This window comes from Hyphomicrobium sp. DMF-1 (genome assembly GCF_027886585.1).
Classification (GTDB): Bacteria; Pseudomonadota; Alphaproteobacteria; order Rhizobiales; family Hyphomicrobiaceae; genus Hyphomicrobium_C; species Hyphomicrobium_C zavarzinii.
Window position 1 is genome coordinate 1,101,305 of the sequence record NZ_CP115706.1, and the last position, 20,975, is coordinate 1,122,279.

The 20,975-nt window shown below is 62.8% G+C and carries 28 protein-coding genes; 24 read left to right on the top strand and 4 right to left on the bottom strand.

What is annotated here, in order from left to right; all coding sequences use genetic code 11:
- Positions 1 to 3 precede the first annotated feature (3 nt).
- From flgK to PE058_RS05035, 12 genes are all read left to right on the top strand, one after another.
- Positions 4 to 1,473, top strand: a complete 1,470-nt coding sequence (flgK, locus tag PE058_RS04980; RefSeq protein WP_020084250.1) for a flagellar hook-associated protein FlgK — start codon at positions 4 to 6, stop codon at positions 1,471 to 1,473.
- Positions 1,474 to 1,483: 10 nt separating this feature from the next.
- On the top strand, positions 1,484 to 2,533 hold the full coding sequence (locus PE058_RS04985; RefSeq protein ID WP_020084251.1) for a flagellar hook-associated family protein: 1,050 nt from the start codon (positions 1,484 to 1,486) through the stop codon (positions 2,531 to 2,533).
- A 36-nt stretch (positions 2,534 to 2,569) separates the two neighbouring features.
- A complete protein-coding gene (flaF, locus tag PE058_RS04990) occupies positions 2,570 to 2,917 on the top strand; it encodes a flagellar biosynthesis regulator FlaF (RefSeq protein ID WP_020084252.1) in 348 nt (115 codons plus the stop codon).
- Positions 2,914 to 3,339 carry a flagellar biosynthesis repressor FlbT gene (locus PE058_RS04995; RefSeq protein ID WP_271030033.1) on the top strand — a complete coding sequence of 142 codons (426 nt, stop codon included), beginning with the start codon at positions 2,914 to 2,916 and terminating at the stop codon, positions 3,337 to 3,339. The genes flaF and PE058_RS04995 overlap by 4 nt, the downstream gene beginning before the upstream one ends.
- Before the next feature lies 1 nt (position 3,340).
- A complete protein-coding gene (gene flgD / locus PE058_RS05000; RefSeq protein ID WP_020084254.1) occupies positions 3,341 to 3,763 on the top strand; it encodes a flagellar hook assembly protein FlgD in 423 nt (140 codons plus the stop codon).
- A gap of 2 nt (positions 3,764 to 3,765) precedes the next feature.
- Positions 3,766 to 4,032: a flagellar biosynthetic protein FliQ gene (locus PE058_RS05005; protein ID WP_020084255.1), complete on the top strand. Its 267-nt coding sequence runs from the start codon at positions 3,766 to 3,768 to the stop codon at positions 4,030 to 4,032.
- Between the two features lie 172 nt (positions 4,033 to 4,204).
- Entirely contained in the window at positions 4,205 to 6,292 is a 2,088-nt protein-coding gene (flhA, locus tag PE058_RS05010; protein ID WP_020084256.1) for a flagellar biosynthesis protein FlhA, read from the top strand.
- Entirely contained in the window at positions 6,289 to 7,044 is a 756-nt protein-coding gene (locus PE058_RS05015; protein ID WP_020084257.1) for a flagellar biosynthetic protein FliR, read from the top strand. The genes flhA and PE058_RS05015 overlap by 4 nt, the downstream gene beginning before the upstream one ends.
- 5 nt (positions 7,045 to 7,049) lie before the next feature.
- Positions 7,050 to 7,457: a hypothetical protein gene (locus PE058_RS05020; protein WP_156827174.1), complete on the top strand. Its 408-nt coding sequence runs from the start codon at positions 7,050 to 7,052 to the stop codon at positions 7,455 to 7,457.
- Positions 7,458 to 7,503: 46 nt separating this feature from the next.
- A complete protein-coding gene (locus PE058_RS05025; protein WP_271030034.1) occupies positions 7,504 to 7,905 on the top strand; it encodes a rod-binding protein in 402 nt (133 codons plus the stop codon).
- A gap of 4 nt (positions 7,906 to 7,909) precedes the next feature.
- Entirely contained in the window at positions 7,910 to 8,362 is a 453-nt protein-coding gene (locus PE058_RS05030) for a flagellar protein FlgN (RefSeq protein WP_271030035.1), read from the top strand.
- Positions 8,359 to 8,820, top strand: a complete 462-nt coding sequence (locus tag PE058_RS05035; protein WP_020084261.1) for a hypothetical protein — start codon at positions 8,359 to 8,361, stop codon at positions 8,818 to 8,820. The genes PE058_RS05030 and PE058_RS05035 overlap by 4 nt, the downstream gene beginning before the upstream one ends.
- A gap of 35 nt (positions 8,821 to 8,855) precedes the next feature.
- Here PE058_RS05035 and fliI read toward each other — a convergent pair whose 3' ends face one another.
- Genes fliI through PE058_RS05050 form a run of 3 tightly spaced genes read right to left on the bottom strand, consistent with a single transcriptional unit; the run spans position 8,856 to position 11,836 of the window.
- Positions 8,856 to 10,271, bottom strand: coding sequence for a flagellar protein export ATPase FliI (gene fliI / locus PE058_RS05040; RefSeq protein WP_020084262.1), 1,416 nt, complete (start codon positions 10,269 to 10,271; stop codon positions 8,856 to 8,858).
- 50 nt (positions 10,272 to 10,321) lie between these two features.
- Positions 10,322 to 11,047: a flagellar basal-body rod protein FlgF gene (flgF, locus tag PE058_RS05045; RefSeq protein ID WP_020084263.1), complete on the bottom strand. Its 726-nt coding sequence runs from the start codon at positions 11,045 to 11,047 to the stop codon at positions 10,322 to 10,324.
- Complete coding sequence (locus tag PE058_RS05050) at positions 11,048 to 11,836, bottom strand: DUF1217 domain-containing protein (RefSeq protein WP_020084264.1); 789 nt, start codon at positions 11,834 to 11,836, stop codon at positions 11,048 to 11,050.
- A 214-nt stretch (positions 11,837 to 12,050) separates the two neighbouring features.
- On the opposite strand from PE058_RS05050, the gene motA reads away from it, so the two are divergent.
- The 4 genes from motA to PE058_RS05070 all read left to right on the top strand — a co-directional run bounded on the left by motA (position 12,051) and on the right by PE058_RS05070 (position 15,043).
- A complete protein-coding gene (motA, locus tag PE058_RS05055) occupies positions 12,051 to 12,932 on the top strand; it encodes a flagellar motor stator protein MotA (protein ID WP_020084265.1) in 882 nt (293 codons plus the stop codon).
- Between the two features lie 82 nt (positions 12,933 to 13,014).
- Positions 13,015 to 13,392 carry a flagellar motor switch protein FliN gene (gene fliN / locus PE058_RS05060; RefSeq protein ID WP_020084266.1) on the top strand — a complete coding sequence of 126 codons (378 nt, stop codon included), beginning with the start codon at positions 13,015 to 13,017 and terminating at the stop codon, positions 13,390 to 13,392.
- Positions 13,393 to 13,476: 84 nt separating this feature from the next.
- Entirely contained in the window at positions 13,477 to 14,559 is a 1,083-nt protein-coding gene (gene flhB, locus PE058_RS05065) for a flagellar biosynthesis protein FlhB (protein ID WP_020084267.1), read from the top strand.
- A 10-nt stretch (positions 14,560 to 14,569) separates the two neighbouring features.
- Entirely contained in the window at positions 14,570 to 15,043 is a 474-nt protein-coding gene (locus PE058_RS05070) for a hypothetical protein (RefSeq protein WP_020084268.1), read from the top strand.
- A gap of 18 nt (positions 15,044 to 15,061) precedes the next feature.
- Here the strand turns inward: PE058_RS05070 and PE058_RS05075 are convergent, their stop codons facing one another.
- Positions 15,062 to 15,337: an usg protein gene (locus PE058_RS05075; protein WP_020084269.1), complete on the bottom strand. Its 276-nt coding sequence runs from the start codon at positions 15,335 to 15,337 to the stop codon at positions 15,062 to 15,064.
- Positions 15,338 to 15,550: 213 nt separating this feature from the next.
- Between PE058_RS05075 and PE058_RS05080 the strand changes: the two genes are divergently transcribed.
- From PE058_RS05080 to PE058_RS05115, 8 genes are all read left to right on the top strand, one after another.
- Positions 15,551 to 16,189, top strand: coding sequence for a MarC family protein (locus tag PE058_RS05080; protein ID WP_020084270.1), 639 nt, complete (start codon positions 15,551 to 15,553; stop codon positions 16,187 to 16,189).
- 144 nt (positions 16,190 to 16,333) lie between these two features.
- Complete coding sequence (gene flgB / locus PE058_RS05085) at positions 16,334 to 16,714, top strand: flagellar basal body rod protein FlgB (RefSeq protein WP_020084271.1); 381 nt, start codon at positions 16,334 to 16,336, stop codon at positions 16,712 to 16,714.
- Between the two features lie 3 nt (positions 16,715 to 16,717).
- A complete protein-coding gene (flgC, locus tag PE058_RS05090) occupies positions 16,718 to 17,137 on the top strand; it encodes a flagellar basal body rod protein FlgC (RefSeq protein ID WP_020084272.1) in 420 nt (139 codons plus the stop codon).
- The gene (locus PE058_RS05095; protein WP_020084273.1) at positions 17,137 to 17,478 is read left to right on the top strand and encodes a flagellar hook-basal body complex protein FliE; all 342 of its coding nucleotides are present in this window, start codon (positions 17,137 to 17,139) and stop codon (positions 17,476 to 17,478) included. The genes flgC and PE058_RS05095 overlap by 1 nt, the downstream gene beginning before the upstream one ends.
- Before the next feature lie 21 nt (positions 17,479 to 17,499).
- Complete coding sequence (flgG, locus tag PE058_RS05100) at positions 17,500 to 18,288, top strand: flagellar basal-body rod protein FlgG (RefSeq protein WP_026867773.1); 789 nt, start codon at positions 17,500 to 17,502, stop codon at positions 18,286 to 18,288.
- 24 nt (positions 18,289 to 18,312) lie between these two features.
- Complete coding sequence (gene flgA / locus PE058_RS05105; protein WP_083929028.1) at positions 18,313 to 18,813, top strand: flagellar basal body P-ring formation chaperone FlgA; 501 nt, start codon at positions 18,313 to 18,315, stop codon at positions 18,811 to 18,813.
- Complete coding sequence (flgI, locus tag PE058_RS05110; protein ID WP_020084276.1) at positions 18,813 to 19,922, top strand: flagellar basal body P-ring protein FlgI; 1,110 nt, start codon at positions 18,813 to 18,815, stop codon at positions 19,920 to 19,922. The genes flgA and flgI overlap by 1 nt, the downstream gene beginning before the upstream one ends.
- Positions 19,919 to 20,971, top strand: coding sequence for a MotE family protein (locus PE058_RS05115; protein WP_020084277.1), 1,053 nt, complete (start codon positions 19,919 to 19,921; stop codon positions 20,969 to 20,971). The genes flgI and PE058_RS05115 overlap by 4 nt, the downstream gene beginning before the upstream one ends.
- Positions 20,972 to 20,975 lie beyond the last annotated feature (4 nt).

Here is a 20,975-nt window from a genome sequence, read left to right on the forward strand (position 1 = left end):
GCGATGAGCCTTTCGGCAAGTTTGTCCACCGCGAACTCGTCCCTCTGGGTCTCTGGCGACCGCACCTCGGTCGTCTCGCGGAATATTGCCAACGCGGATCGCGCCTATTACACGCGCAAGTCGGTCGAAGTCGTCACCATGCCGGGTTCCGGCGTGCGGAGCTCGGGCGTAACGCGGGCGGAAGAGCCCGTTCTTTTTCGCCAGATTCTGTCGTCGAGCTCGTCGTCCGCGATGCATTCGGCGATCCTCGATTCCCTCGATCTTCTTGATGCCACCGTCAATGACGTGGAGCTCGATGCGTCGCCAGCCGCGCTCATCAACAAGCTCTCGACGGCGCTTCAGAGCTATTCGACGCAGCCTCACAGCGAGCTTGCCGCGAAGGCGGCCGTGCGGGCAGCCCAGGATTTGGCGACCGGCCTCAATGGCGCAGCGGCAACCGTGCAGAAGGTCCGCAACGACGCGGATGCCGGCATCCAGTCGTCCGTCGATCGCGTGAACTCTCTGCTCGCGCAGTTCCAGACGCTCAACGACCAGATCACCAAGGGGACGATCTCCGGCACGGACGTCACCGACTATCTCGATCATCGCGACCAGATTCTCGCCAGCCTCTCGAACGAGGTGGGCATCCGCACGGTGTCTCGCGACAACAACGACATGGCGGTCTATACGGACAGCGGCGTGACGCTGTTCGACAGATCGCCTCGCAGCGTGGTTTTCGACCGGACGACAAATCTCACGCCAGGTCTGGCGGGCAGCGCGGTGTACATCGACGGCGTTCCGGTGACGGGCGCCAATGCCACCATGCCGCTGCAGTCAGGCCGCCTTGTGGGGCTCGTGCAGGCGCGCGACGATATCTCGCTTGCCTACGAGGCTCAGCTCGACGAGATGGCGCGCGTTCTCGTAACGGCCTTCGCCGAGACGGACGCGAGCTCCGCTCTGCCCGATGCGCCTGGACTTTTCACCTATTCGGGCGCGACGACTGTTCCTCCGGACGGTGTGCTGATCAGCGGTCTCGCGGCCGCGCTGCGGATCAATCCGAACGTCGATCCCGACAAGGGCGGCGTCGCGACCCGTTTGAGGGACGGCGGCATCGCGGATCCTTCGGTCTCGAACTACATCTACAACACGACCGGAGCGGCGAGCTATACGGATCGCCTCGATGAGCTGATCACCAAGATGGGCGGGACGTATGCCTTCGATGGCGCGGCCAAGCTCGCCAACGGTGGCACGCTCGAGACCTATTCCTCGTCCTCCGCCGGTTGGCTGCAGGAGGCGCGTAAGGTCGCCGACGACAGCTATCAGTATCAGAACACGCTTCATCAGCGGTCCTTTGAATCCTACACAAAGCTAACGGGAGTGAACCTCGACGAGGAGCTTTCGCTCATGCTCGAGCTGGAACGGTCGTTCCAGACATCGTCGAAACTGATTTCGGTTGTCGACACGATGTACACCGCGCTTATCGGGGCCATCTAGGTAAGACGCCATGAAAACAACCTCGATATCGACCCTGGCCCTTACCAACGCGACAAGAGAGACGCGCGTCAATCTGCAGACGAAGCTTGCCGAGGCGCAGAAAGAATCGACGACGGGGCGGCATGCCGACGTGGGGCTGAGCCTCGGCTATCTCACACAGCGCACGGTCTCGCTGCGGCAGGATCTCGATCGCCTCAATACGTTCAAGGATACCAATTCGGTCGCCTCGTCGCGGCTCGAGCTGACGCAGACGACGCTCGAAGGCATCGGAGACGCGGCGCAGCAGTTCATGCAGACGCTGATGGCTGCGCGCGCCGCGCGCAGCAGCGACGGCGTCGCCATTACAGACGCGAAGGCCAAGCTGACCTCCTTCACCGCGGCGATGAACACCGCGGTCAACGGCGCCTATATCTTCGCGGGCGTCAACACGGACGTGAAGCCGATCACGGACTACTACGGGACGCCGCCATCGGCCGGCCGGGTGGCGATGGAGAATGCGTTCGTCAGCGAGTTCGGTGTCTCTCAGACCGGGCCCGGCGTCGAGAATATCACCGGCACTCAGATGACGACGTTCCTCGACGGCGCGTTCGGCGATCTGTTCAACAATGCCAACTGGACAACAACGTGGTCGGCGGCTGCGGACCAGAACATCACGACGCGCATTTCGACCAACGAGCGCATCGAGACCTCGACGAATGCCAACGAGGAGGGGCTTCGCAAGATCGCCTCCGTCTATACGATGATCTCGGATATTGGCCTCGAGAACCTCGGCTCGGATGCCTATTACGCCGTGGTGGACAAGGCTATCGCCGTTATGGGCCAGGCGCTCGGCGACCTCACGCAGCTCCGGTCCGGTCTCGGCACGTCGCAGGAGCGTATCTCGGCCGCGAACGATCGCACGGATATTCAGGTGTCGCTCCTCAAGGAGCACATCACCAGTCTCGAAGGCGTAGATCCTTACGAAGCCACTGCAAACGTCAACGCTCTGCTCACGCAAATCGAAACAGCCTACGCACTCACGGCGCGCCTGCAGAACTTGAGCCTCATCAGCCACATCTAAAGCGCAGCCTGAGCGTCCGGAGATTTGGGAAGCCGAATGTACAAGTTCTACTACAACGAGGTCCTCGACGAGTCGCCCAAGGAGGCGAGGGAGCAAGAGCGCTCTGCGCTCGAGCGTTCGATCGCCTTGCTGCAAATCGCCGAGAAGCATGGCTCCCAGTCCCGCGAGGCTGTGGACGCCATCTATTTCGTGCGCAAGCTCTGGGGGATTTTCATCGAGGATCTTGCCAAGGCCGAGAACGGATTGCCGCCGAAGCTCAGGGCGGATCTGGTGTCGGTGGGGCTTTGGGTGATGCGCGAGGCGGAGGAGATCCGGCTCGGACGGTCCTCCAATTTTGCAGGGCTGATCGAAGTATCAAGGACCATTTCGGAGGGATTGAGATGACGACGACGCGGGTCACGCTCCGCCCTGGCGAGCGCATTTTTCTCAACGGCGCGGTGCTGAAATCGGAGGGAAGGTCGTCGTTCGAGATCCTGAACGATGTGCCCTATCTGCTCGAAAACGAGATCATGCAGGTGCAGCAGACGATCACGCCGCTCCGCCAGCTCTATTACATCCTGCAGACCATGGTGATGGAAGCCGATGGCATGGAGATGGCGCGGGGCGTCTATGAGGACACCATGCGCTGGCTGCGGGTAGCCTTCGAAAATCCCATCGTTCTGGCAGGCCTCGACACGATCGGCCAGCAGGTGAACGCCGGGTCGCCGTTCGCGGCGCTCAAGACGCTCCGCACACTCGTCCCGATCGAGGATGCGATCCTCGGCGGAAACAAGGGTTCCGAGCTCCGACTGGTGGAGGCCGGCTGATATGGACGTCGGAAGCTCTACCTCGACCTCGAGCAATCAGCAGACCAACAACTCGTCGTCGACGTCCTCCAGCTCCTCTACGAGCGGGACCTCGACGCTCGGCTACGACGCATTCCTGAAGCTTCTCACCGCGCAGATGAAGTTCCAGGACCCGACGAAGCCCATGGACTCTACCCAATTCGTGGCCCAGCTCGCCTCGTTCTCGAACGTCGAGCAGGCCATGAAGACGAACACGAAGCTTGACTCTCTCATCACGTCGCTGGCGCTCAACCAGGCCGACGGGCTCATCGGGAAGACGGTGACGTCGGCTGACGGCTCGGTGAGCGGCAAGGTCGCCTCCGTGCGCATCGTGTCGACGGGCGCCGTTGCCGTGCTCGAAAGCGGCAAGGAGATCGTGATGGAAGCCGGAGTGAAGGTCTCTTAGTCATGAATCCAGCTGACGCACTCGACATCGGACAGGCGGCCATCTGGACCGTCGTGATCGCGGCTTCGCCCGCGGTTGTTGCAGCAATGTTCGTGGGTATCCTGATCGCGCTCCTGCAGGCGCTCACCCAGGTGCAGGAAATCACGCTCACCTTCGTTCCGAAAATCATCGCGATCCTGGTCGTGACCTCGTTCACGGCCCCGTTCGTCGGATCGGTGATCTTCGCGTTCGCCGAACAGACCTACGCGCGCATCCCTAACGGCTTCTGACGCCGTTCTCTAAGGCCGCGCAGGCGCAGGCGTTTTTCTGCGGCGTGTGCCTGGCGGAGACCTTCGCGCAAGGTTGATCGGCCAGACTTTCCTCGGCTTTTTTGTGAGATCGATGATTCTCGCCTCGGGCGGCGTGCGCCCGATGTGATCATCGTCCTGGCTCGGGGGTAGCATGGCCACGACCGTCGCCGTACCTGGCGCACCGGACCGTAGCAGCAGACGCGACATCGGGTTTGCGGTCGGCATCGTCATCATCCTGACGGTGCTGTTCCTGCCGCTGCCCGCGATCATGATCGACGTCGGCCTTGCCTTCTCGATTGCCTTCGCCGTGCTGATCCTCATGGTCTCGCTTTGGATCCACCGTCCGCTCGAGTTCTCCGCCTTTCCGACCGTGCTGCTGATCGCGACCATGCTGCGTCTGTCGCTCAACGTGGCGACGACGCGTCTCATCCTTTCGAATGGCGCCGAGGGCCATACCGCGGCGGGGCACGTGATCGCGGGCTTTGCCAATTTCGTCATGGGCGGCGACTTCGTGATCGGAACCGTGGTGTTCGTGATCCTGATCACGGTGAACTTCCTCGTCATCACGAAGGGCGCCACGCGTATCGCAGAAGTGGGCGCGAGGTTCACCCTCGACGCGATCCCCGGCAAGCAGATGGCGATCGACGCCGACTTGTCGGCCGGCAACATCGACGAGAAGGAAGCCATGCGCCGCAGGCGCGAGCTCGAAGAGGAAAGCGCGTTCTTCGGCTCGATGGACGGTGCCTCGAAGTTCGTGCGCGGCGACGCCATCGCCGGTCTCATCATCACGGCCGTCAACGTGTTCGGCGGCATCATCATCGGCGTCACGCGCCATGATATGGACCTCGGCCACGCAGCCGACGTGTTCGTCCGCCTGTCGGTCGGTGACGGTCTCGTCACCCAGATCCCGGCCCTCATCATCTCGCTGGCCGCGGGCCTTCTCGTTTCGAAGGGCGGCACGCGCGGCTCGGCGGAAATGGCCGTGTTCAGCCAGCTCGGCAATTATCCGCGCGCCCTTGGCGTCGCCGGCGCCGTTCTGCTTGCGCTCGCCGTTGCGCCGGGTCTTCCGTTCCTGCCGTTCGCTCTTCTGGCCGGTGGCCTGATCTTCGTTTCGATCTCGATCCCGAAGAAGCTCGCCGAGGCGAAAGCGGCGGAGGAGGCCGTCAAGAAGGAAGAAGAACGGCGCACCAAGGAAGAAGCGCGTCAATCGGTCAAGGAGCAGCTCAAGACGGCCGAGGTGGAGATCTCTCTCGGCAAGCAGCTTTCCACGGCGCTGCTGTCCTCGCAGGGAGAGCTTGCGCACCGCGTGGGCCGCATGCGGCGCGCGTTCGCCAAGCAATACGGCTTCGTCGTGCCGGAGATCCGGATCAGCGACGATATCGCGATATCCAGCAAGACCTATCAGATCAAGATCCACGGCACGGTCGTGGCGTCGGAAGAGCTCAGGATCGGCGACGTTCTGGTCATCACCGGCGATGGGCCGGTGCCGGACGTTCCGGGCGACGAGGCGCGGGAGCCGGCGTTCGGCATGAAGGCGCTGTGGGTCTCCGAGATGTTTGCCAACACCGTGAAGCGCGAAGGCTTCAATCCGGTCGATCCTATGTCGGTGATGCTCACGCACCTGCGCGAGGTGATCCGTGGGAACCTGTCGCAGCTTCTCTCGTACAAGGACATGCGCTCGCTCATCGACCGGCTGGAGCCGGAGTACCGCAGGCTGGTGGACGAGATCATTCCCTCGCAGCTCTCCTACTCCGGCCTGCAGGCGGTGCTGAAGCTCCTGCTCGCCGAGCGCATCTCGATCCGCAATCTTCACCTCATCCTGGAAAGTATCGCCGAGATCGCTCCGCACGTGCGCCGTGCCGAGCAACTCGCCGAGCATGTGCGCATGCGCATGGCCCAGCAGATCTGCGGGGATCTCGCGGATGCCGGCGTGCTGAAGGTGCTCCGCCTCGGAAACAGGTGGGATCTGGCGTTCCACCAGAGCCTCAAGCGCGACGCGAAGGGAGAGGTGGTGGAGTTCGACATCGATCCACGCCTCATCGAGCAGTTCGGCGCGGAGGCGTCGAAGGTCATTCGTGGCCTTCTCGATCAAGGGCATCAGTTCGTGCTGGTATCGGCGCCGGACGCGCGGCCTTATGTGCGCATGGTGACGGAACGGTTGTTCCCGACGCTGCCGGTGCTCTCGCATCTCGAGATTGCACGCGGCGTGCAGGTCAAGGCCTTGGGAACGATCTCGTGATCACGATCACTGCAGGAACGGTGTTGCTCACCTTCCTGGTGTTCTGCCGTATCGGCGGCTGCCTCATGATCATGCCCGGGTTCGGAAGCCCGCGCGTTCCCGTGCAGGTGCGCGTGTTTCTGGCGGTCTCGGTGACGCTCGCACTCGCGCCGATCATCATACCGGAGGTGGAGGGCGATCTCGGGAAGGCTACGCCGCCCGCCATCGCGCAGCTGATCCTTTCCGAGACGATGATCGGCGTCGTGATCGGCATCATGGCGCGCATCTTCTTCCTTGCGCTGCAGTTCATGGGGACGGCAGCGGCCATGCTGGTCGGCTTTAGCGGCATGGCTGATCCGCCTGTCGAAGAGGGTGAGCCTGCGCCCGCGGTTGCCACGCTGCTCACGCTCACCGCTACGGTTCTCCTGTTCGTCACCGGGCTGCATGTGGAGGTGATGCGGGCGCTGGTGGCCTCCTACTCGGTGCTGACGGTCGTGGATATGTTCGATCCGCAGTTTGCGCTGGCGAAGGTCACGGATGCGGCTTCGGACTCGTTCATCCTGATCGCCCAGCTCACGAGCCCGTTTCTCGTCTACTCGCTGATCGTCAACTTTCTCTTCGGCATCATGAACAAGATGACGCCGCTCATTCCCGTCTACTTCATCTCGGCGCCGTTCGTGCTCGCGGGAGGGCTTCTGCTTCTCTATTTCACCTTCAGCGAGGCGCTCACGCTGTTCATCTCGGGCTTCCAGATGTTTCTTTCCAACGGGTGACCGCCATGCGGGATCGGGTTCGCGGCCTCAAACGTATTCTGGAAGTACAAAAGCACCTTCACAGCATGGAGGAGCTCAAGTACGCGCGCCTTCAACAGCAAATGACGCGGTGCCAGACGGAGCAGCGAGAGCTGGCGGAAGCATTGTCGGGCGAGGGCGCGCTGCACGGGCTGTTCACCGACGTGACGGTGCGCCGCCTCAAGTCCCTGCGGCAGGAGGAAAGCAAGCTCTTGCCGGAGCTCGAAGCGCAGATGCAGGTCGTGGTGGCGCATGGCGGGCGGGTGCGCAACTCGGAGCGGCTTGCGGAGGAGCTTGCGGTGGAGTTGCGGCGGGTGGAGGAGCGGGAGGAGCTGGAGCGGCTGCTCGAGGCCGGGTTCGCGCAAAGCGGCGCAAGCTCCAAGCAAGACCGTTGAGTCATGGTGAACCTGTCAAGACATCCCCTACGGGAGGGCCTGCTTTTTGGCGGCTGATCTTACAATCCGTCCGATTTCCGATGTGAAGGCCGCGAGCGAGGCTCTGCCTTCTCCGCACCCCACGCATGTGCGCAAGACGCCAGATGCCGCGCAGAAGTTCGAGGCGTTCGTGCTGCAGTCGTTCATCCAGGAGATGATGCCGGATACGGCGGAGGGCGTTTTCGGCTCGGGCATTTCAGGCGATTTCTGGAAGTCGATGATGTCCGAGAAGATCGCGGAGCAGGTGGCCGAGCGCGGTAGCGTCGGCATCGCAGATTACGTGAGGGCCGGTCATGTGGTGCCGGTCCGTCCCGGAGGGTTCTCCTCTCCGGATGTGCTGAGCCACATTTCGACCCTGAACGGCTCGGTGGGGTCGGCACTTGGTATCGAGCCGAATACTGGAGAGTAAACTTATGTTGCAGCGCTTTTCCGTTCCGCCTCAGACACCTCAGCCCGCCCAGAGCGCGCCTCCTCAAGCAGCGTCTCTGCCGCCGAACGCGGGGCGAGGCTCCGTCATTCCGATGCTCGAGGTTTCCATTCAGCGGCTGGAAGAGATCGTGGATCAGGAGACCGCGGCGTTGCGCGATCGCAAGGCGATCGATCTCAAGGACTACAACGATCGCAAGAGCCAGGCACTTTTGGAGCTGACGCGCTCGCTGCGCAACATGCAGGGAGCGGTGCCCAATCCGACGCTCGCAGCGCGCGTGGGCTCGCTGCGCTCCAAGCTCGCGGCGAACCAGCATATGCTCAAGCTCCATCTCGAAGCGGTGCGTGAGATTTCGACTTCGCTGTCGGATGCCATCCGTCAATCGGAATCCGACGGAACCTACACGCGGGCGATTTCGGCCGCTTATAGTCGATCATGATCAAGGTTCTTGCCACGGGTATCTGGGTCTGTGTGGTGACGCTGGCCGCCGTATTCGGCGTGCTCGAATGGCAGAAGAACAGCGGTACCGGGCAAGTCGCCGAATCCGAGAAAAAGCTCGAGGAGCTGCGGACGAAGGCCATCAACGTGCCCATCATCGGCGCGGGCACGATCCAGGGCTACATGGTGGCGCAGTTCGTGTTCACGGTGGACGCCAACGCGCTCAAGAAAGTGCCGGTGAACCCCGAAGTCTACGTTCTCGACGAGGCATTCAAGACCATCTACGCGGGCGAGCAGGTCAACTTCCAGAACATGAAGAAGCAGGACCTGCCTCTGCTTGCTAAAAAGCTCGGCGAGAACGTGAACAAGCGGCTCGGGGTGGAGATGGTGCAGGATGTCCTGATCGACCAGCTCTCCTACATTCCGAAGAAGGACGTGCGCGGTCCGCCGAAGCTGTAGGATCGTGCCGCAGCAGCAGGAGCAGGGAACAAAGATCAGCGGCCGGGCGGCTTCTGGCCGTCGTCCTTGGCGGGATCGGGCGCGAGCGCGCGCGCTATCTCCTGGAACGGATCGACGCTCTGCGGGTCAGTCAGGGTCTGCTTCATCGCCTCATAGAGTTTCGGCACGATGTCGATCGCCCTGTCGAGCTCCGCGTCGGCGCCGCGCTGGTAGCCGCCCATGAGGCGGAGATCGCGGGTGTCTTCGAAGTGGGAGATCATGGCGCGCAGCATCATCACGAGCTTGCGCTGCTCCGCCGACCAGACCGTATTGGCCAGACGCGAGACGGACGTGAGAACGTTGACGGCGGGATAGCGGCCCTGGTCGGCGATCTTGCGGTCGAGCACCACGTGACCGTCGAGGGTGCCGCGGATGCTGTCTGCGATGGGATCGTTGTGATCGTCGCCGTCGACGAGCACGGAAAAGACGCCTGTGATCGAACCGGTCCCTTCGGCGCCGGGGCCTGCGCGCTCCAGGAGCTTCGGCAGCTCGCTGAAGACAGACGGCGTGTAGCCTCGGGCGACCGGGGCTTCGCCTGCAGCGAGTGCAACCTCGCGCGTGGCGTGGGCGAAGCGTGTCACCGAATCGACGATGAGCAGCACGCTGTCGCCCGCGTCTCGGAACGCTTCCGCAATGGCGAGCGCGGTCTTCGGGGCAAGGCGGCGCATCATCGGGCTCTCGTCGCCCGTGGAGACCACTGTGACGGCGCGGCTGCGGTTCTGCGCCAGCGCGTCCTCCAGGAACTCGCGAACCTCGCGGCCGCGTTCACCGACGAGCGCGAGGACGACGGTGTCGAAGCCGCGCGAGCGGGCGAGCATGGAGAGCAGGGTTGATTTGCCGACGCCGGAGCCGGCGAAGATGCCGATGCGCTGCCCGGCGCAAAGCGGTGTGAACAGGTCGATGACGCGAACGCCCGATTTGAGCGGCGTGCGGACGCGCTCGCGGCTCATGGCCGATGGAGGCTCTGCGTCGAAGGGGTAGGCGCGAGGGCCTTCGAGCAGCGGTCCCGCGCCGTCGATTGGGGCGCCGAGAGCGTTAAGCACGCGCCCTTTCCACGAGGGATGCGGGCGCAGGCTCTGCTCGCCGTGCTGCCAGACGATGCCGCCCGGGCCGATCTTCAGATTGGCATCGAAAGGCTTGATGGTGGCGCCACTGCCGTCGATGCGCACGACCTCGCCGAGCTGGGGCACGGGGGTCGAGCTGAAGCTCACGCAATCGCCGAGTTTCAGATGCTGGGAGAGACCGGAGACTTGAACGTAAGCGGGCGTGACTTGGGTGACGATGCCGCCGATGCGAACCAGCGGAACGGCCGACGTGGCGTGCGCGATGCGATCACCCAGCCGTTCGAGCGCATTCGGAGGCCGCTTTTCGGCCTTGCGCTCGTTCGCTGTCTCGGTCGCGGGTTTTGTCATGCTGGCTCAGTCTCGAGAGGAACGCGGCGTTGTGCGGCGGGCGCTTGGGTCTAGCTCGTCTCGCCGAGCGTCTTGATGGCGGTGGTTAGGGTCTGCTCGGATTGGGCGATGGAATTGCTGATCGAGTCGAACGACCGCTGGATCTGAATCAATCGCGAGATCTCCGATACGGGATTGACGTTTGCCTGTTCCATGAACCCCTGCAGCAAGCCTACCCTGCTGAAATCGAGCGCCGGCTCGGCAGCCATGTCCGGCATCACGCCGGAGTTCTCGAAGCGGCTGAGGCGTGCCTGGTCAGGAATGGTGAAGAGACCGACGGCGCCAACACGGTTCTGGCCCTGGGTCATGGTGCCGTCGCGGGAAATGCTGGGCGGGCCGCCGTTGGGATTGAGCTGGATCGGCGCGCCGCCGACGTCAAGGACGGGATAGCCGGTCAACGTTCGCAACTCGCCTTCAGGCGTCATGGTCATGCGGCCGTCACGCGTGTATACGGGGCCGTTAGGTCCCTGGAAAGCCAGCCAGGCGTCGCCGGTGACGGCAATGTCCAGCGGGTTCTCGGTGCGCACGACCTCACCGGCCTGGCGCGACAGATAGGTCTGTCCCGTAGAGACGAACGCGGTCGGCTCGTCCGTCTTCTGCGAGATCAACTGCTCGAACTTGATCTCCTCCGCGCGGAAGCCTGCCGTGTTCACGTTGGCGACGTTGTGCGCAAGCGTGTCGAGACGGCGCATGAGCGACAACTGGCCAGACAGCGAGACGTACAGACTTGGCTGCATTCAGCGGCCTCCGAGTTTCAGGGTTTGCAAGGTCGCGAGCACGCCGACGGAGATGCCCACGGGGCTCGCGCCGGTAATGGACGGGACGGCGAGCGAGGCCGACAGCGAGGACGCGGCGTTGTTGAGCTCCCACATGTTGGTGAAGCGGGAGATGAACTTTTCGAGCTTCTTGGGGTCTTTGAAGTCTGCGACGTCGATGCGCTTGGCATACATTTCGGCCTGCTTGTCGATGTCCATCAGCGACGTTTCGGCGGGAATGTTCAAAGCGGTCTGCGCAACCTTGAGGAGCGCTTTGTCGGCGAGGATGCCGAGCGTGCTCGAAATGGTGGGGGCCTTGCGGGCGAAATAGAGCGCGAGGCGAACGCCCTCGTTCTGCTCTCCAGAGCGCTGCTCCAGCGAGATGCGCATGAAGCGGTCGACAGTGCCTTGCTGGGTGTCCGCCGCCTGAGTGGTGGTCTCGCCGTTGGCGGCGAAGTTGAAGGTGGAGGCGAGCTCCTTGAAGCGCTTGTCGGTCAGCGTGTTCGCGAATGCCTTCGAATCAGAAATGCCTTCCTTCAGGACCTTTTTGACGAACGCCTTGGCGTAGGTCATGTCCTCGAGGCCGAACGCCTTCATGGCAAAACGATAAATGCGGTCGTTCTTGATGAAATCGTCGACCGTTTTGATTTGCCCGATATTCTCTAGATAATATTTTGATTCGCGCGCGATCTGCGGATCCTTCGAAAGCGTGGTGAGCGACTTCGAGAGGTTCTGGGCGATTAGTCTGTAGCTATCGGACGTTGTGAGCACGGTTTTCGGCCTCGCGTGTCTCGGGTTGCCAGTTTCGTCAAGCCGCCTTGCCTCAGGCTGACGTCAATTCGTTCTGCAACTAGCTCGAGTGATTTGGGACGCGGCACGCGACGGGAGCATCCGGGAGGCCTGCCAGGGCCGGACCACAGATCAGGCTCGCACAAGGAGGTCACCGCTAGTAATGCGTTAACAACCATTAACGCGAGGTTAGCTCGTGACGATCATCCTCGGTCTCGTCGTTATGCTCGGATGTATGCTCGGTGGCTTCATGGCCATGGGCGGGCATGTGGAAGTGCTGTGGCAGCCGTGGGAATTCGTCATCATTCTCGGCACGTCGCTCGGTACCTTCATCGTCGCCAATCCGATGAAGGTGATCAAGGACGCGGGCAAGGGCCTCGGCGAAGCATTCGGCAATGCCGCGCCCTCGGGACGCCAGTACCTCGACGTGATGGGGCTTCTCTACTCGCTCATGCGAGAGCTGCGCAGCAAGCCGCGCAACGAGGTCGAGAAGCACATCGACCAGCCGGCAGAATCGCCCATCTTCCAGAAATTCGCGACGGTGCTGAAGAACAAGGATCTCACCGTCTTCATTTGCGACTATTGCCGTCTCATCATCATCGGCAACGCACGCACACACGAGGTCGAGGCGTTGATGGACGAGGAGATCCAGACGCTGCGCCACGACAAGCTCAAAGCCTATCAGGCGCTGACCAATGTCGCGGACGGCCTTCCTGCCATCGGCATCATCGCGGCGGTGCTCGGCGTCGTGAAGGCCATGGGCGCGATTTCGGAGCCGCCGGAGGTTCTCGGTCACCTGATCGGCGCGGCGCTGGTTGGAACGTTCGCAGGCATTTTCTTCTCCTACGGCGTGTTCGGCCCGCTCGCGACAAAGGTGAAGGTGGGCCGCGAGAAGCAGATGCGCCTCTACATCGTCGCCAAGCAGACGCTTCTGGCCTTCATGAACGGGGCCATGCCGCAGGTCGCGGTCGAGTATGGGCGCAAGACCATTTCCGCCTACGAGCGTCCGACCATCGACGAGGTGGAAGCAGAGACGGTGGGCGGCGGAGGCGGCGGCGAGGCCAAGAAGGCCGCGTAAGCCGCACGGGCGCCCGCAGGATTTTACGTAACGCGAGTCTTTCGGATCATTTTTGAAACGCAGTCAACCCAGGTAGCCCGCGATGAGCCAAGAAGGTTCCGATTTTCGTCCCGCCGCAGCCGAGCTGCAGTCGATCAATGATCCGGGGCAGGGTGAGGTAGACGGGGCCGCGAAGGCGGCTCTTGGCCAGAAGCCGCGCCATCTGGAGACGGTGCTGCAAATCCCCGTCTCGGTGAAGATCGTGCTCGGGTCGGCGACGATGCCGGTTGCGAACGTTCTGAAGCTCGGACGTGGCGCCGTGGTTCCGCTCGACCGTAAGGTGGGCGAGCCTGTCGACGTGGTGGTGAACGGCCGTGTCATCGCCCGGGGCGAGGTGGTGGTGCTCGACGAGGACAATTCGCGGTTCGGCGTGTCGCTGACGGAAGTCATCGGCAGCTCGGCGCCGACGCGGGTAGCCTGATCGCGAGACTATTGCGCAACCGTGCTTTTTTCAGCGGCGGCGCCCGTTTCCACTTATTGCCCATTCTGAGCAGGTCTCATCTCGATGTCAGAGGCGCCAGACAAAGAGAGTAAAACAGAAGAGGCAACAGAGAAGAAGATCCGCGATTCGCTCGACAAGGGCCAAGTCCCTCACTCGCGCGAAGCGACCACTCTGGCCTCTATGCTCGCGATCCTCATCGCGGTCTACTTCCTGATCTCCGACAACGTGGTGAAGCTGCGCTTCTCGCTCGAGAGCTTCATCGATCATCCTGGAAGCTTCTCGGTCGGAACAGGTGCGGACGCATCTGCGATCCTGCTCGTGGTGGCGATCGAGGCGGCGAAGGTGATCGCACCCGTCGTTCTGGTGCTGGCGGTCGCGGGCGTCGCAGCGTCGTTCCTGCAGAATCAGCCGCAATTCGTCGTGGACCGGATCGAGCCCAAGCTCGAGCGCATCTCGATCGCCAAGGGATGGAGCCGGATTTTCGGCGTACAGGGCCAGGTCGAGTTCCTGAAGAGCCTGTTCAAGCTCTCGATCGTGGCGGTGGGCGGCTACATCGCGCTAGGCGGCTCTTACCGCGAAATGTTCAACGCGCTGTTCATGGAGCCGACCGCAATCCCGGGCCTGATGCAGGATCTCAGCATTCGGTTTCTATCGGCCGTGGTGGTTACGACGGCTATCCTCGTCGCGGCGGATCTCGCCTGGTCGCGCTTCTCCTGGCGCAAAGAGCTGCGCATGACCAAGCAGGAGGTCAAGGATGAGCACAAGCAGGTCGAAGGCGATCCGCTCATCAAGATGCGCTTGAGGTCTCTGCAGAGAGACCGTTCGCGGCGCCGGATGATGGCGGAGGTGCCGAGAGCGACGCTGATCGTCGCCAATCCGACGCATTATTCCGTCGCATTGCGCTATGTGCGGGAAGAAGGAGGCGCGCCAGTCGTTCTTGCTAAAGGCAAGGATCTCATCGCGTTGAAGATCCGGTTCATCGCCGAGCAAAATAATATTCCGATTTATGAGGACCGGGCGCTGGCACGCTCGCTCTACGCAAGCGTCGAGGTGGATAAGATGATTCCACCGGAGTTCTACAAGGCCGTGGCCGGCGTCATTCTGTTCCTGCAGCAGCGGGGACAACAGCCACGACGGGCCGTGTGAGGATCGAGATATGCTGAAGCAGGGCAAAGATTATTCGCGCGAGCGTGAAAAGGCACTGGCCGAAGGCATGAGGGATGTGGCCTCGGAGCTGAGGCTCGTCGATCCTGCCGATTTCATCGCTTTCATCCGAACGGAGCAGTTCGGAAACATCCGCAATCTCGTCAACTCGTCCACCGAGATGTTCTTCAAGCCCGGGACGATCTGCTTTGGACTTTCAGGAGAGGTGGATCTGCCGTGGGGATGCGCGCCGTGCATCTCGCTCGACATGGAGTTCCATCATCTCAACGTCTCGGCCTACTTCCGTCTGGTGCTGCAATCCCTGCAAGCGGGGATCGAGATCAGCTACGTATCTTTCGAGGGTGGCTCCGAAGATCCGGACAAGAACACGGCCCGCCTCGTCGAGGCGATCGAGGACGCGCGCCTCGTGCCGACGAGCCGGGGACATCGGCCGCAAGCGGATACGGGCGCGCGCGCCGAGCACTAGATCCCTGCAGATTGCTCGTTACTGGAGCCTGAACTCGGCTCCAATCAACTTCAGCTCGCACGGCTTTACGAGACCTGAGTGCGCAACGAGAACCTGATGCAGTTTGCCTTCCAGGTTGTGCGACCAGAAGTCGAGGAAGCTCTTCAATTTTGGAAAGCGCGGGTGCAGGTCGTAGTCTTGCCAGATGTAGCTCTGCATCAGCGACGGGTGGTCGGGCAGGCGGTAGATGATCTCGGCGGTCGTTAGACTGTAGCCCGCAAGCATGCGGACAAAGTCGTTGTCGGCTGTGCTCAAGGTTGGCTCCCCCGGTTGCCAGGTTCACGCAAACAGGGTACGTGAAATTCAGAAATTTCCAATTATTATTTATTGCAATCAATTGCTTAGCAGCATCTCGGTGGTGTTGCTAACAGCTTGCCTAGTGATTTTGCATCGCTTCGCTAGACTGCCTAAACCTCGTTCGCTTCCTTCGTTTGCGATGGCTCTTCATTTCCGCTCGGAGCCGAGCTGATGCTTGCCGCGGCGCTCACAAGCTTCACGACGTTCTTCGCCACGATCGGTCCGATCGAGGCGGCTGTGCTGTTCGCAACGCTGACCCCCAAGGTCTCGGCGGCGGAGCGTAGGCGAATCGCGATGCGTGCGACGTTCATCGCGAGCGTCATTCTGGGGGCTTCCACGCTTGCAGGCGGTCCGCTGCTGAAGCAACTCGGCGTTTCGATCCCGGCCTTGCAGACCGCGGGCGGAGTCATTCTGCTCGTCATTGCGCTCGACATGGTGTTCGCGCGGCCAACTAGTGCGTTCAAGCTCACTCCTCCGGAAGGAGCAGAGGCGCAGCACAAGGAAGATCTTGCCGTCTTTCCCCTCGCGACGCCGCTGCTTGCAGGGCCCGGCGCGATGAGTGCGGGTATCCTGCTCGCGGCCAACGCGCACGGCGATGCGTTCGCTCTTTCCATGACGCTTGCCGCGCTCGCGACCGTGATGGCGCTCACGCTCGCGCTGCTGATGCTCGCTCATGACGTGACGCGTTTCATCGGGGTGACTGCGCAACGCGTGCTGATGCGGGTGTTCGGCATTCTGCTGGCCGCCATCGCGGTGCAGGCGCTTTTCAACGGCATCGGCGCGAGCGGGCTGATCCCCGCGCATGGCTAGCGGACGCTCACCGAGACGACGTTAACACTTTCAGCCGCCGATGATTTCTCTCCCTGCTCAGGGTCGCACGCGCGGACAATCACAAGGTTCAGACAAGATTAGAGACCTAAAACCGATGGAGGCTCAGAGGGGACTGCGCTTCCCATGGATTCCATCAACTTCTTCTCGATCGCGTCTCAGCAGAACCGCTGGCTTTCGGTGCGCCAGTCGGTGCTCGCGCAGAACGTCGCGAATGCGAACACGCCCGGATACAAGGCGCTCGACGTGGAGCCCTTCGAGGCAGTTCTCAACTCGACCGGCATCGAGATGCGTAAGACGCAGGCCAACCATCTCAGCCCCACGAGCGGCGCCGGCAGCGATGCCGACACCGAGGAATCGGCGAAGTGGCAGGTGGTGCATTCGGGGAACAGCGTGAGCCTCGAAGAGCAGATGCTCAAGTCCGGCGAGGTGGCCGGCGCCTACGCACGCAACACGAGCGTGCTGAAGACGTTCCATCGCATGCTTCTAGCTGCGTCGCGGGGGTAAGACATGGCCGATCCAATGCAAGTTGCGATCAAGGTGGCCGCCTCGGGGCTCGAGGCGCAGTCGCGGCGCATGCTGGTCGTGTCTGAAAACCTGGCCAACGCGTCATCGACTGGCAAGACGCCGGGCTCCAATCCCTATACGCGCAAGACCGTCAGCTTCGAATCGGCCCTCGACGATGCGTCCGGCGCCAAGATGGTGCAGGTGGATCGCGTCGATCTCGACCGCAAGCCCTATCGCATCGAGTACGATCCGAGCCATCCGGCGGCGGATGCCAACGGCAACGTCAAGCTGCCCAACGTGGACATGCTGGTGGAGCTCGCGGACATGCGCGAGACCAATCGGTCCTATGAAGCGAACCTGCAGGTGGTGAAGCAGGCCCGCTCGCTGATCTCGATGACCATCGATCTTCTCAGGAGCTCGTGATGCTGGACGGCGTCGGCAAGCTTTCTCCTTACGGCGGATTTGCCGGAACGGTCGGCGCGGGCCAGATCGCCCAGCCGACGCCGGTCGTCGGCACGCCGAACACGGTCAAGACCGAGACGCTTCCTACCGATTTCGGGACGGTGCTCGGGCAGATGACGCTCGATGCGATCACGACGCTCAAATCCGGCGAGCAGACCGCCGTCGCGGGCGTTCGCGGACAAGCAACCACGCAGCAGGTGGTCGAGGCCGTGATGGCCGCCGAGCAGACGCTGCAAGCCGGTATCGCCATTCGCGACAAGGTCGTCGCTGCGTATCTCGAAATCAGCCGTATGACCATTTAACGGTACAAGCAGGACACCTTCATGAGAGCGCTTTCGATTGCTGCGACCGGTATGAATGCGCAGCAGACAAACCTGGAGGTGATCGCGAACAATATCGCGAACATCAACACCACCGGGTACAAGCGGGCACGGGCCGAGTTCACGGACCTGCTGTATCAGGCGGAGCGGGCGCTGGGAGCGCCGGCGCGCGGCGGTGAATCCAACGTGCCGGAAGGCGCGTACGTGGGCCTCGGCGTGCGCACGGCGGCCGTCCGGCATCTGCACGAGCAGGGCTCGCTCGCACAGACCACCAATCCGCTCGATCTCGCGATCAATGGCCGGGGCTGGTTCCAGATCACCGGGCCCGAGGGCGAGACGTTCTATACGCGCGATGGCGCCTTCAACAAAAACGACCAGGGGCAGATCGTGACCCTCGACGGGTACGAGGTGCAGCCTGCGATGACGGTTCCGCAGGATACGACGAAGATCGTCGTCAACGAGACGGGCGAGGTCTACGCGACGATCGCGGGCCAGACGCAGCCCCAGCTTATCGGCCAGCTTACGATGGCGGCGTTCGTCAACGACGCTGGTCTCGAGCCCATGGGCGGCAACCTTTATCGGCAGACGCAATCGTCCGGCGATCCGGTCACGGGCGTGCCCGGAGATGCTGGTTTCGGACGTATCCACCAGGGCTATCTCGAAAACTCCAACGTCGATGCGGTGAAGGAGATCACGCAGCTCATTTCGGCGCAGCGCGCCTATGAAATGAACTCGAAGGTCATCCAGACGGTCGATGCGATGTACGGCACTGTCGCCAACAACATGCGGTAGGCGTGAAAAGGAGCGGTGACGACCATGGTGCAGGCTTTTAGACCCGTCATTTCCAGAATGCGGGGCTGGTTCGCGCCTGTGGCGTGCTTAGCTCTCTGCGTGGTTGCCGCCTTGCCCGCCGTGCCGGCTCTCGCAGCCGAGCGCGTGCTGCCGGTTCCGCGCGTGACCATCTATCCCGGCGACGTGATCGCCGACACCATGCTGGTCGACCGGGTTTTTCGGAGCCCCGACTTCGAAGGCCCTGGCTTCGCCGGTGCGCGGGAGGAGCTGATTGGCAAGGTGGCGCGCCAGACGCTGCTTCCGAATGCGCCGATCGCAGCAACCGGCATTCGTGAGCCTTTTGCCGTCAAGCAAGGACAGCCCGCGGTCGTCATCTTCCAGTCGGGCGCGCTTATCATCTCTTCCGTGGCGGTGCCGCTTCAGGCCGGCTCGGCAGGCGAGATCATCAGCTTGCGCAATACGGAAGCGGGGACCACGATCCGCGGCGTCGTGCAGGCAGACGGAACGGTGCGGGTGGGCATGTGATGATGCGCTGCCTCACGCTCTTTGCTCTTTTCATCCTGATGAGCCTGCCGGCGAGCGCGGGCGGCGACGGGGTGCGAATAAAAGACATCACGGCCGTGCAGGGCGTCCGCGCGAACCAGTTGATCGGCTACGGTCTCGTCGTTGGCCTCAACGGTACGGGAGACAGCTTGCGCAACTCGCCGTTCACGGCGCAGTCGCTGCAATCCATGCTCGACCAGATGGGCGTCAACATCCGAAATGCCAATTCGCGGACCAAGAACATCGCGGCGGTGCTCGTCACGGCGGATCTTCCGCCGTTCGCAGGGCCGGGCTCACGCATCGACGTCACGGTGTCGTCGCTGGGTGACGCCACGTCGCTTGCGGGCGGATCGCTGGTCATGACGCCGCTCAACGGTGCGGATTCGGCCATTTACGCGGTTGCGCAAGGGCCGGTTGCGGTCAGCGGGTTCTCGGCGACGGGACGGGCGGAATCGCTCAGCCAGAACGTGCCGACGACGGGGCGCATTCCGAACGGCGCCCTGGTGGAGCGGGAAGTCGCGGGCTCGCTCGACGACGAAGGCACGCTCGTGCTCGAGCTGCGCAATCCTGACTTCAGCACGGCGGTTCGCATCGCGGATGCGATCAACGACTACACCACGCACAAGTACGGCAAGCGGACGGCGCGCGAGCAGGATCTGAGAAGCGTCGCGCTCGAAAGGCCCTACAACGTGAATGCGGCCCGTTTTCTGGCGGAGATCGGGGAGCTCTTCACCCATGCCGATGGCCCCGCCCGCGTCGTGATCGACGAGCGCACCGGAACGGTGGTGATCGGCCGCGACGTGCAGATCGCGACGGTTGCCGTTTCGCATGGAAGCCTCACGGTGCGCATCACCGAGGGCGCCAAGGTCTCGCAGCCCGAGCCGTTCTCGGATGGGCAGACGGTGGTGGTTCCGGAAAGCTTCGTGACGGTCAACCAGGAAGGCGCGAATCTCGCGATCATGGGCGGCACGAACCTGGAGACGCTCGTGCGCGGGCTCAACATGATGGGGCTCAGGCCGACCGGGATCATCGCCATTCTTCAAGCGATCAAAACTTCGGGTGCCCTGCAGGCGGAGCTCGTGGTGCAATGAGGCGGCAGCAGGCTCATGACTGGCGGTTTGACCGGATAGAGGCGCAGGCGCTGCCGCGCGGTTTGGAAATCGCCTTCTGGCTTGCAGCGCTGTTGCTCGTCGCGGCGCTCTGGTCGCCGGCGTCCGCTCAGCAGGGCTGGATGCCGACCGTCGCCACGACGCCGGGCGGAACTTTCAACGCGCCGCCGCCGGGTTCGGCCAACCGGCCTGCCGCTACGATCGATCCGCGCTTTTTCCCCGCGCAGCGGAACACGCCGCCAAATGTGCGCAACCCACTTCCCCAGGGCGCCTGGTCGCCGATCGTAACGGGGGCCATCCCGCAGCCTCGCGCTACGACGCCTGCAGCCGGGGCTCGCCCGGTTCCGGACGCGACCGTTCCACCGCTTGCGGGGCCGACGCCGATCAGGCCGCTCACCGCGCAACCGGTTGCGCCGGCGCAGGCCGTGGCGGCAGCGGCTGAAAATGCAGCGGCTGCGAAGGCGCCTGAGGCTGCCGCGGGCGAATCTGCGCCTGCAACTGACAACGGCACGCTCTTCAAGAAGCCGGGTCCTTTGGACGCGCTGCCGCCTAATGCGACCGCGGCGCAACAGTACTGCTTCAATACCGCGGATACGGCGGCAGATGCCCGCTTTGCCTGGCAGGCCAAGAAAATCAAGGAAATGGAAGCGGAACTCGACAAGCGCGCGCAGCTGCTCGAGTCGAAAACGCTGGAGTACAAGCGCTGGCTCGAACGGCGCGACGAGTTCTCACGTAAGGCTCACGAAAAGCTCGTGGGGTTTTATTCGCGGATGCGGCCCGATGCGGCGGCGGTGCAACTCGCAACGCTCGACGAGGAGATGGCCGCGGCCGTGGTGACCAAGCTCGAAACGAAGGTGGCCAGCCAGATCATGGGTGAGATGGACCCTGAGCGGGCTGCCAAGATCGCGACGATCATCTCGGGTGCCGCGAAAGTTCCGCCTGAACGACGGCGCGCTGCCGGACAGGCGGGGGGTGCTGCGCCGGAGCCGCCCGCGGGGGAAGCTCCTCAGCCGCAGCGGCCGGGAACATGACGAG

What these genes read in the sequence shown, in the direction of transcription:
- PE058_RS05095 (WP_020084273.1), top strand. Translation starts at nt 17,137, where the DNA reads ATGCTGGACGGCGTCGGCAAGCTTTCTCCTTACGGCGGATTTGCCGGA.
- PE058_RS05080 (WP_020084270.1), top strand. Translation starts at nt 15,551, where the DNA reads ATGCTTGCCGCGGCGCTCACAAGCTTCACGACGTTCTTCGCCACGATC.
- flgG (WP_026867773.1), top strand. Translation starts at nt 17,500, where the DNA reads ATGAGAGCGCTTTCGATTGCTGCGACCGGTATGAATGCGCAGCAGACA.
- flgD (WP_020084254.1), top strand. Translation starts at nt 3,341, where the DNA reads ATGGACGTCGGAAGCTCTACCTCGACCTCGAGCAATCAGCAGACCAAC.
- PE058_RS05115 (WP_020084277.1), top strand. Translation starts at nt 19,919, where the DNA reads ATGAGGCGGCAGCAGGCTCATGACTGGCGGTTTGACCGGATAGAGGCG.
- flhB (WP_020084267.1), top strand. Translation starts at nt 13,477, where the DNA reads ATGTCAGAGGCGCCAGACAAAGAGAGTAAAACAGAAGAGGCAACAGAG.
- fliN (WP_020084266.1), top strand. Translation starts at nt 13,015, where the DNA reads ATGAGCCAAGAAGGTTCCGATTTTCGTCCCGCCGCAGCCGAGCTGCAG.
- flgF (WP_020084263.1), bottom strand. Translation starts at nt 11,047, where the DNA reads ATGCAGCCAAGTCTGTACGTCTCGCTGTCTGGCCAGTTGTCGCTCATG.
- PE058_RS04985 (WP_020084251.1), top strand. Translation starts at nt 1,484, where the DNA reads ATGAAAACAACCTCGATATCGACCCTGGCCCTTACCAACGCGACAAGA.
- flgC (WP_020084272.1), top strand. Translation starts at nt 16,718, where the DNA reads ATGGCCGATCCAATGCAAGTTGCGATCAAGGTGGCCGCCTCGGGGCTC.
- PE058_RS05005 (WP_020084255.1), top strand. Translation starts at nt 3,766, where the DNA reads ATGAATCCAGCTGACGCACTCGACATCGGACAGGCGGCCATCTGGACC.
- PE058_RS05030 (WP_271030035.1), top strand. Translation starts at nt 7,910, where the DNA reads ATGTTGCAGCGCTTTTCCGTTCCGCCTCAGACACCTCAGCCCGCCCAG.
- PE058_RS04995 (WP_271030033.1), top strand. Translation starts at nt 2,914, where the DNA reads ATGACGACGACGCGGGTCACGCTCCGCCCTGGCGAGCGCATTTTTCTC.
- flgI (WP_020084276.1), top strand. Translation starts at nt 18,813, where the DNA reads ATGATGCGCTGCCTCACGCTCTTTGCTCTTTTCATCCTGATGAGCCTG.
- flhA (WP_020084256.1), top strand. Translation starts at nt 4,205, where the DNA reads ATGGCCACGACCGTCGCCGTACCTGGCGCACCGGACCGTAGCAGCAGA.
- flgK (WP_020084250.1), top strand. Translation starts at nt 4, where the DNA reads ATGAGCCTTTCGGCAAGTTTGTCCACCGCGAACTCGTCCCTCTGGGTC.
- flgB (WP_020084271.1), top strand. Translation starts at nt 16,334, where the DNA reads ATGGATTCCATCAACTTCTTCTCGATCGCGTCTCAGCAGAACCGCTGG.
- PE058_RS05035 (WP_020084261.1), top strand. Translation starts at nt 8,359, where the DNA reads ATGATCAAGGTTCTTGCCACGGGTATCTGGGTCTGTGTGGTGACGCTG.
- fliI (WP_020084262.1), bottom strand. Translation starts at nt 10,271, where the DNA reads ATGACAAAACCCGCGACCGAGACAGCGAACGAGCGCAAGGCCGAAAAG.
- PE058_RS05070 (WP_020084268.1), top strand. Translation starts at nt 14,570, where the DNA reads ATGCTGAAGCAGGGCAAAGATTATTCGCGCGAGCGTGAAAAGGCACTG.
- PE058_RS05020 (WP_156827174.1), top strand. Translation starts at nt 7,050, where the DNA reads ATGCGGGATCGGGTTCGCGGCCTCAAACGTATTCTGGAAGTACAAAAG.
- flaF (WP_020084252.1), top strand. Translation starts at nt 2,570, where the DNA reads ATGTACAAGTTCTACTACAACGAGGTCCTCGACGAGTCGCCCAAGGAG.
- flgA (WP_083929028.1), top strand. Translation starts at nt 18,313, where the DNA reads ATGGTGCAGGCTTTTAGACCCGTCATTTCCAGAATGCGGGGCTGGTTC.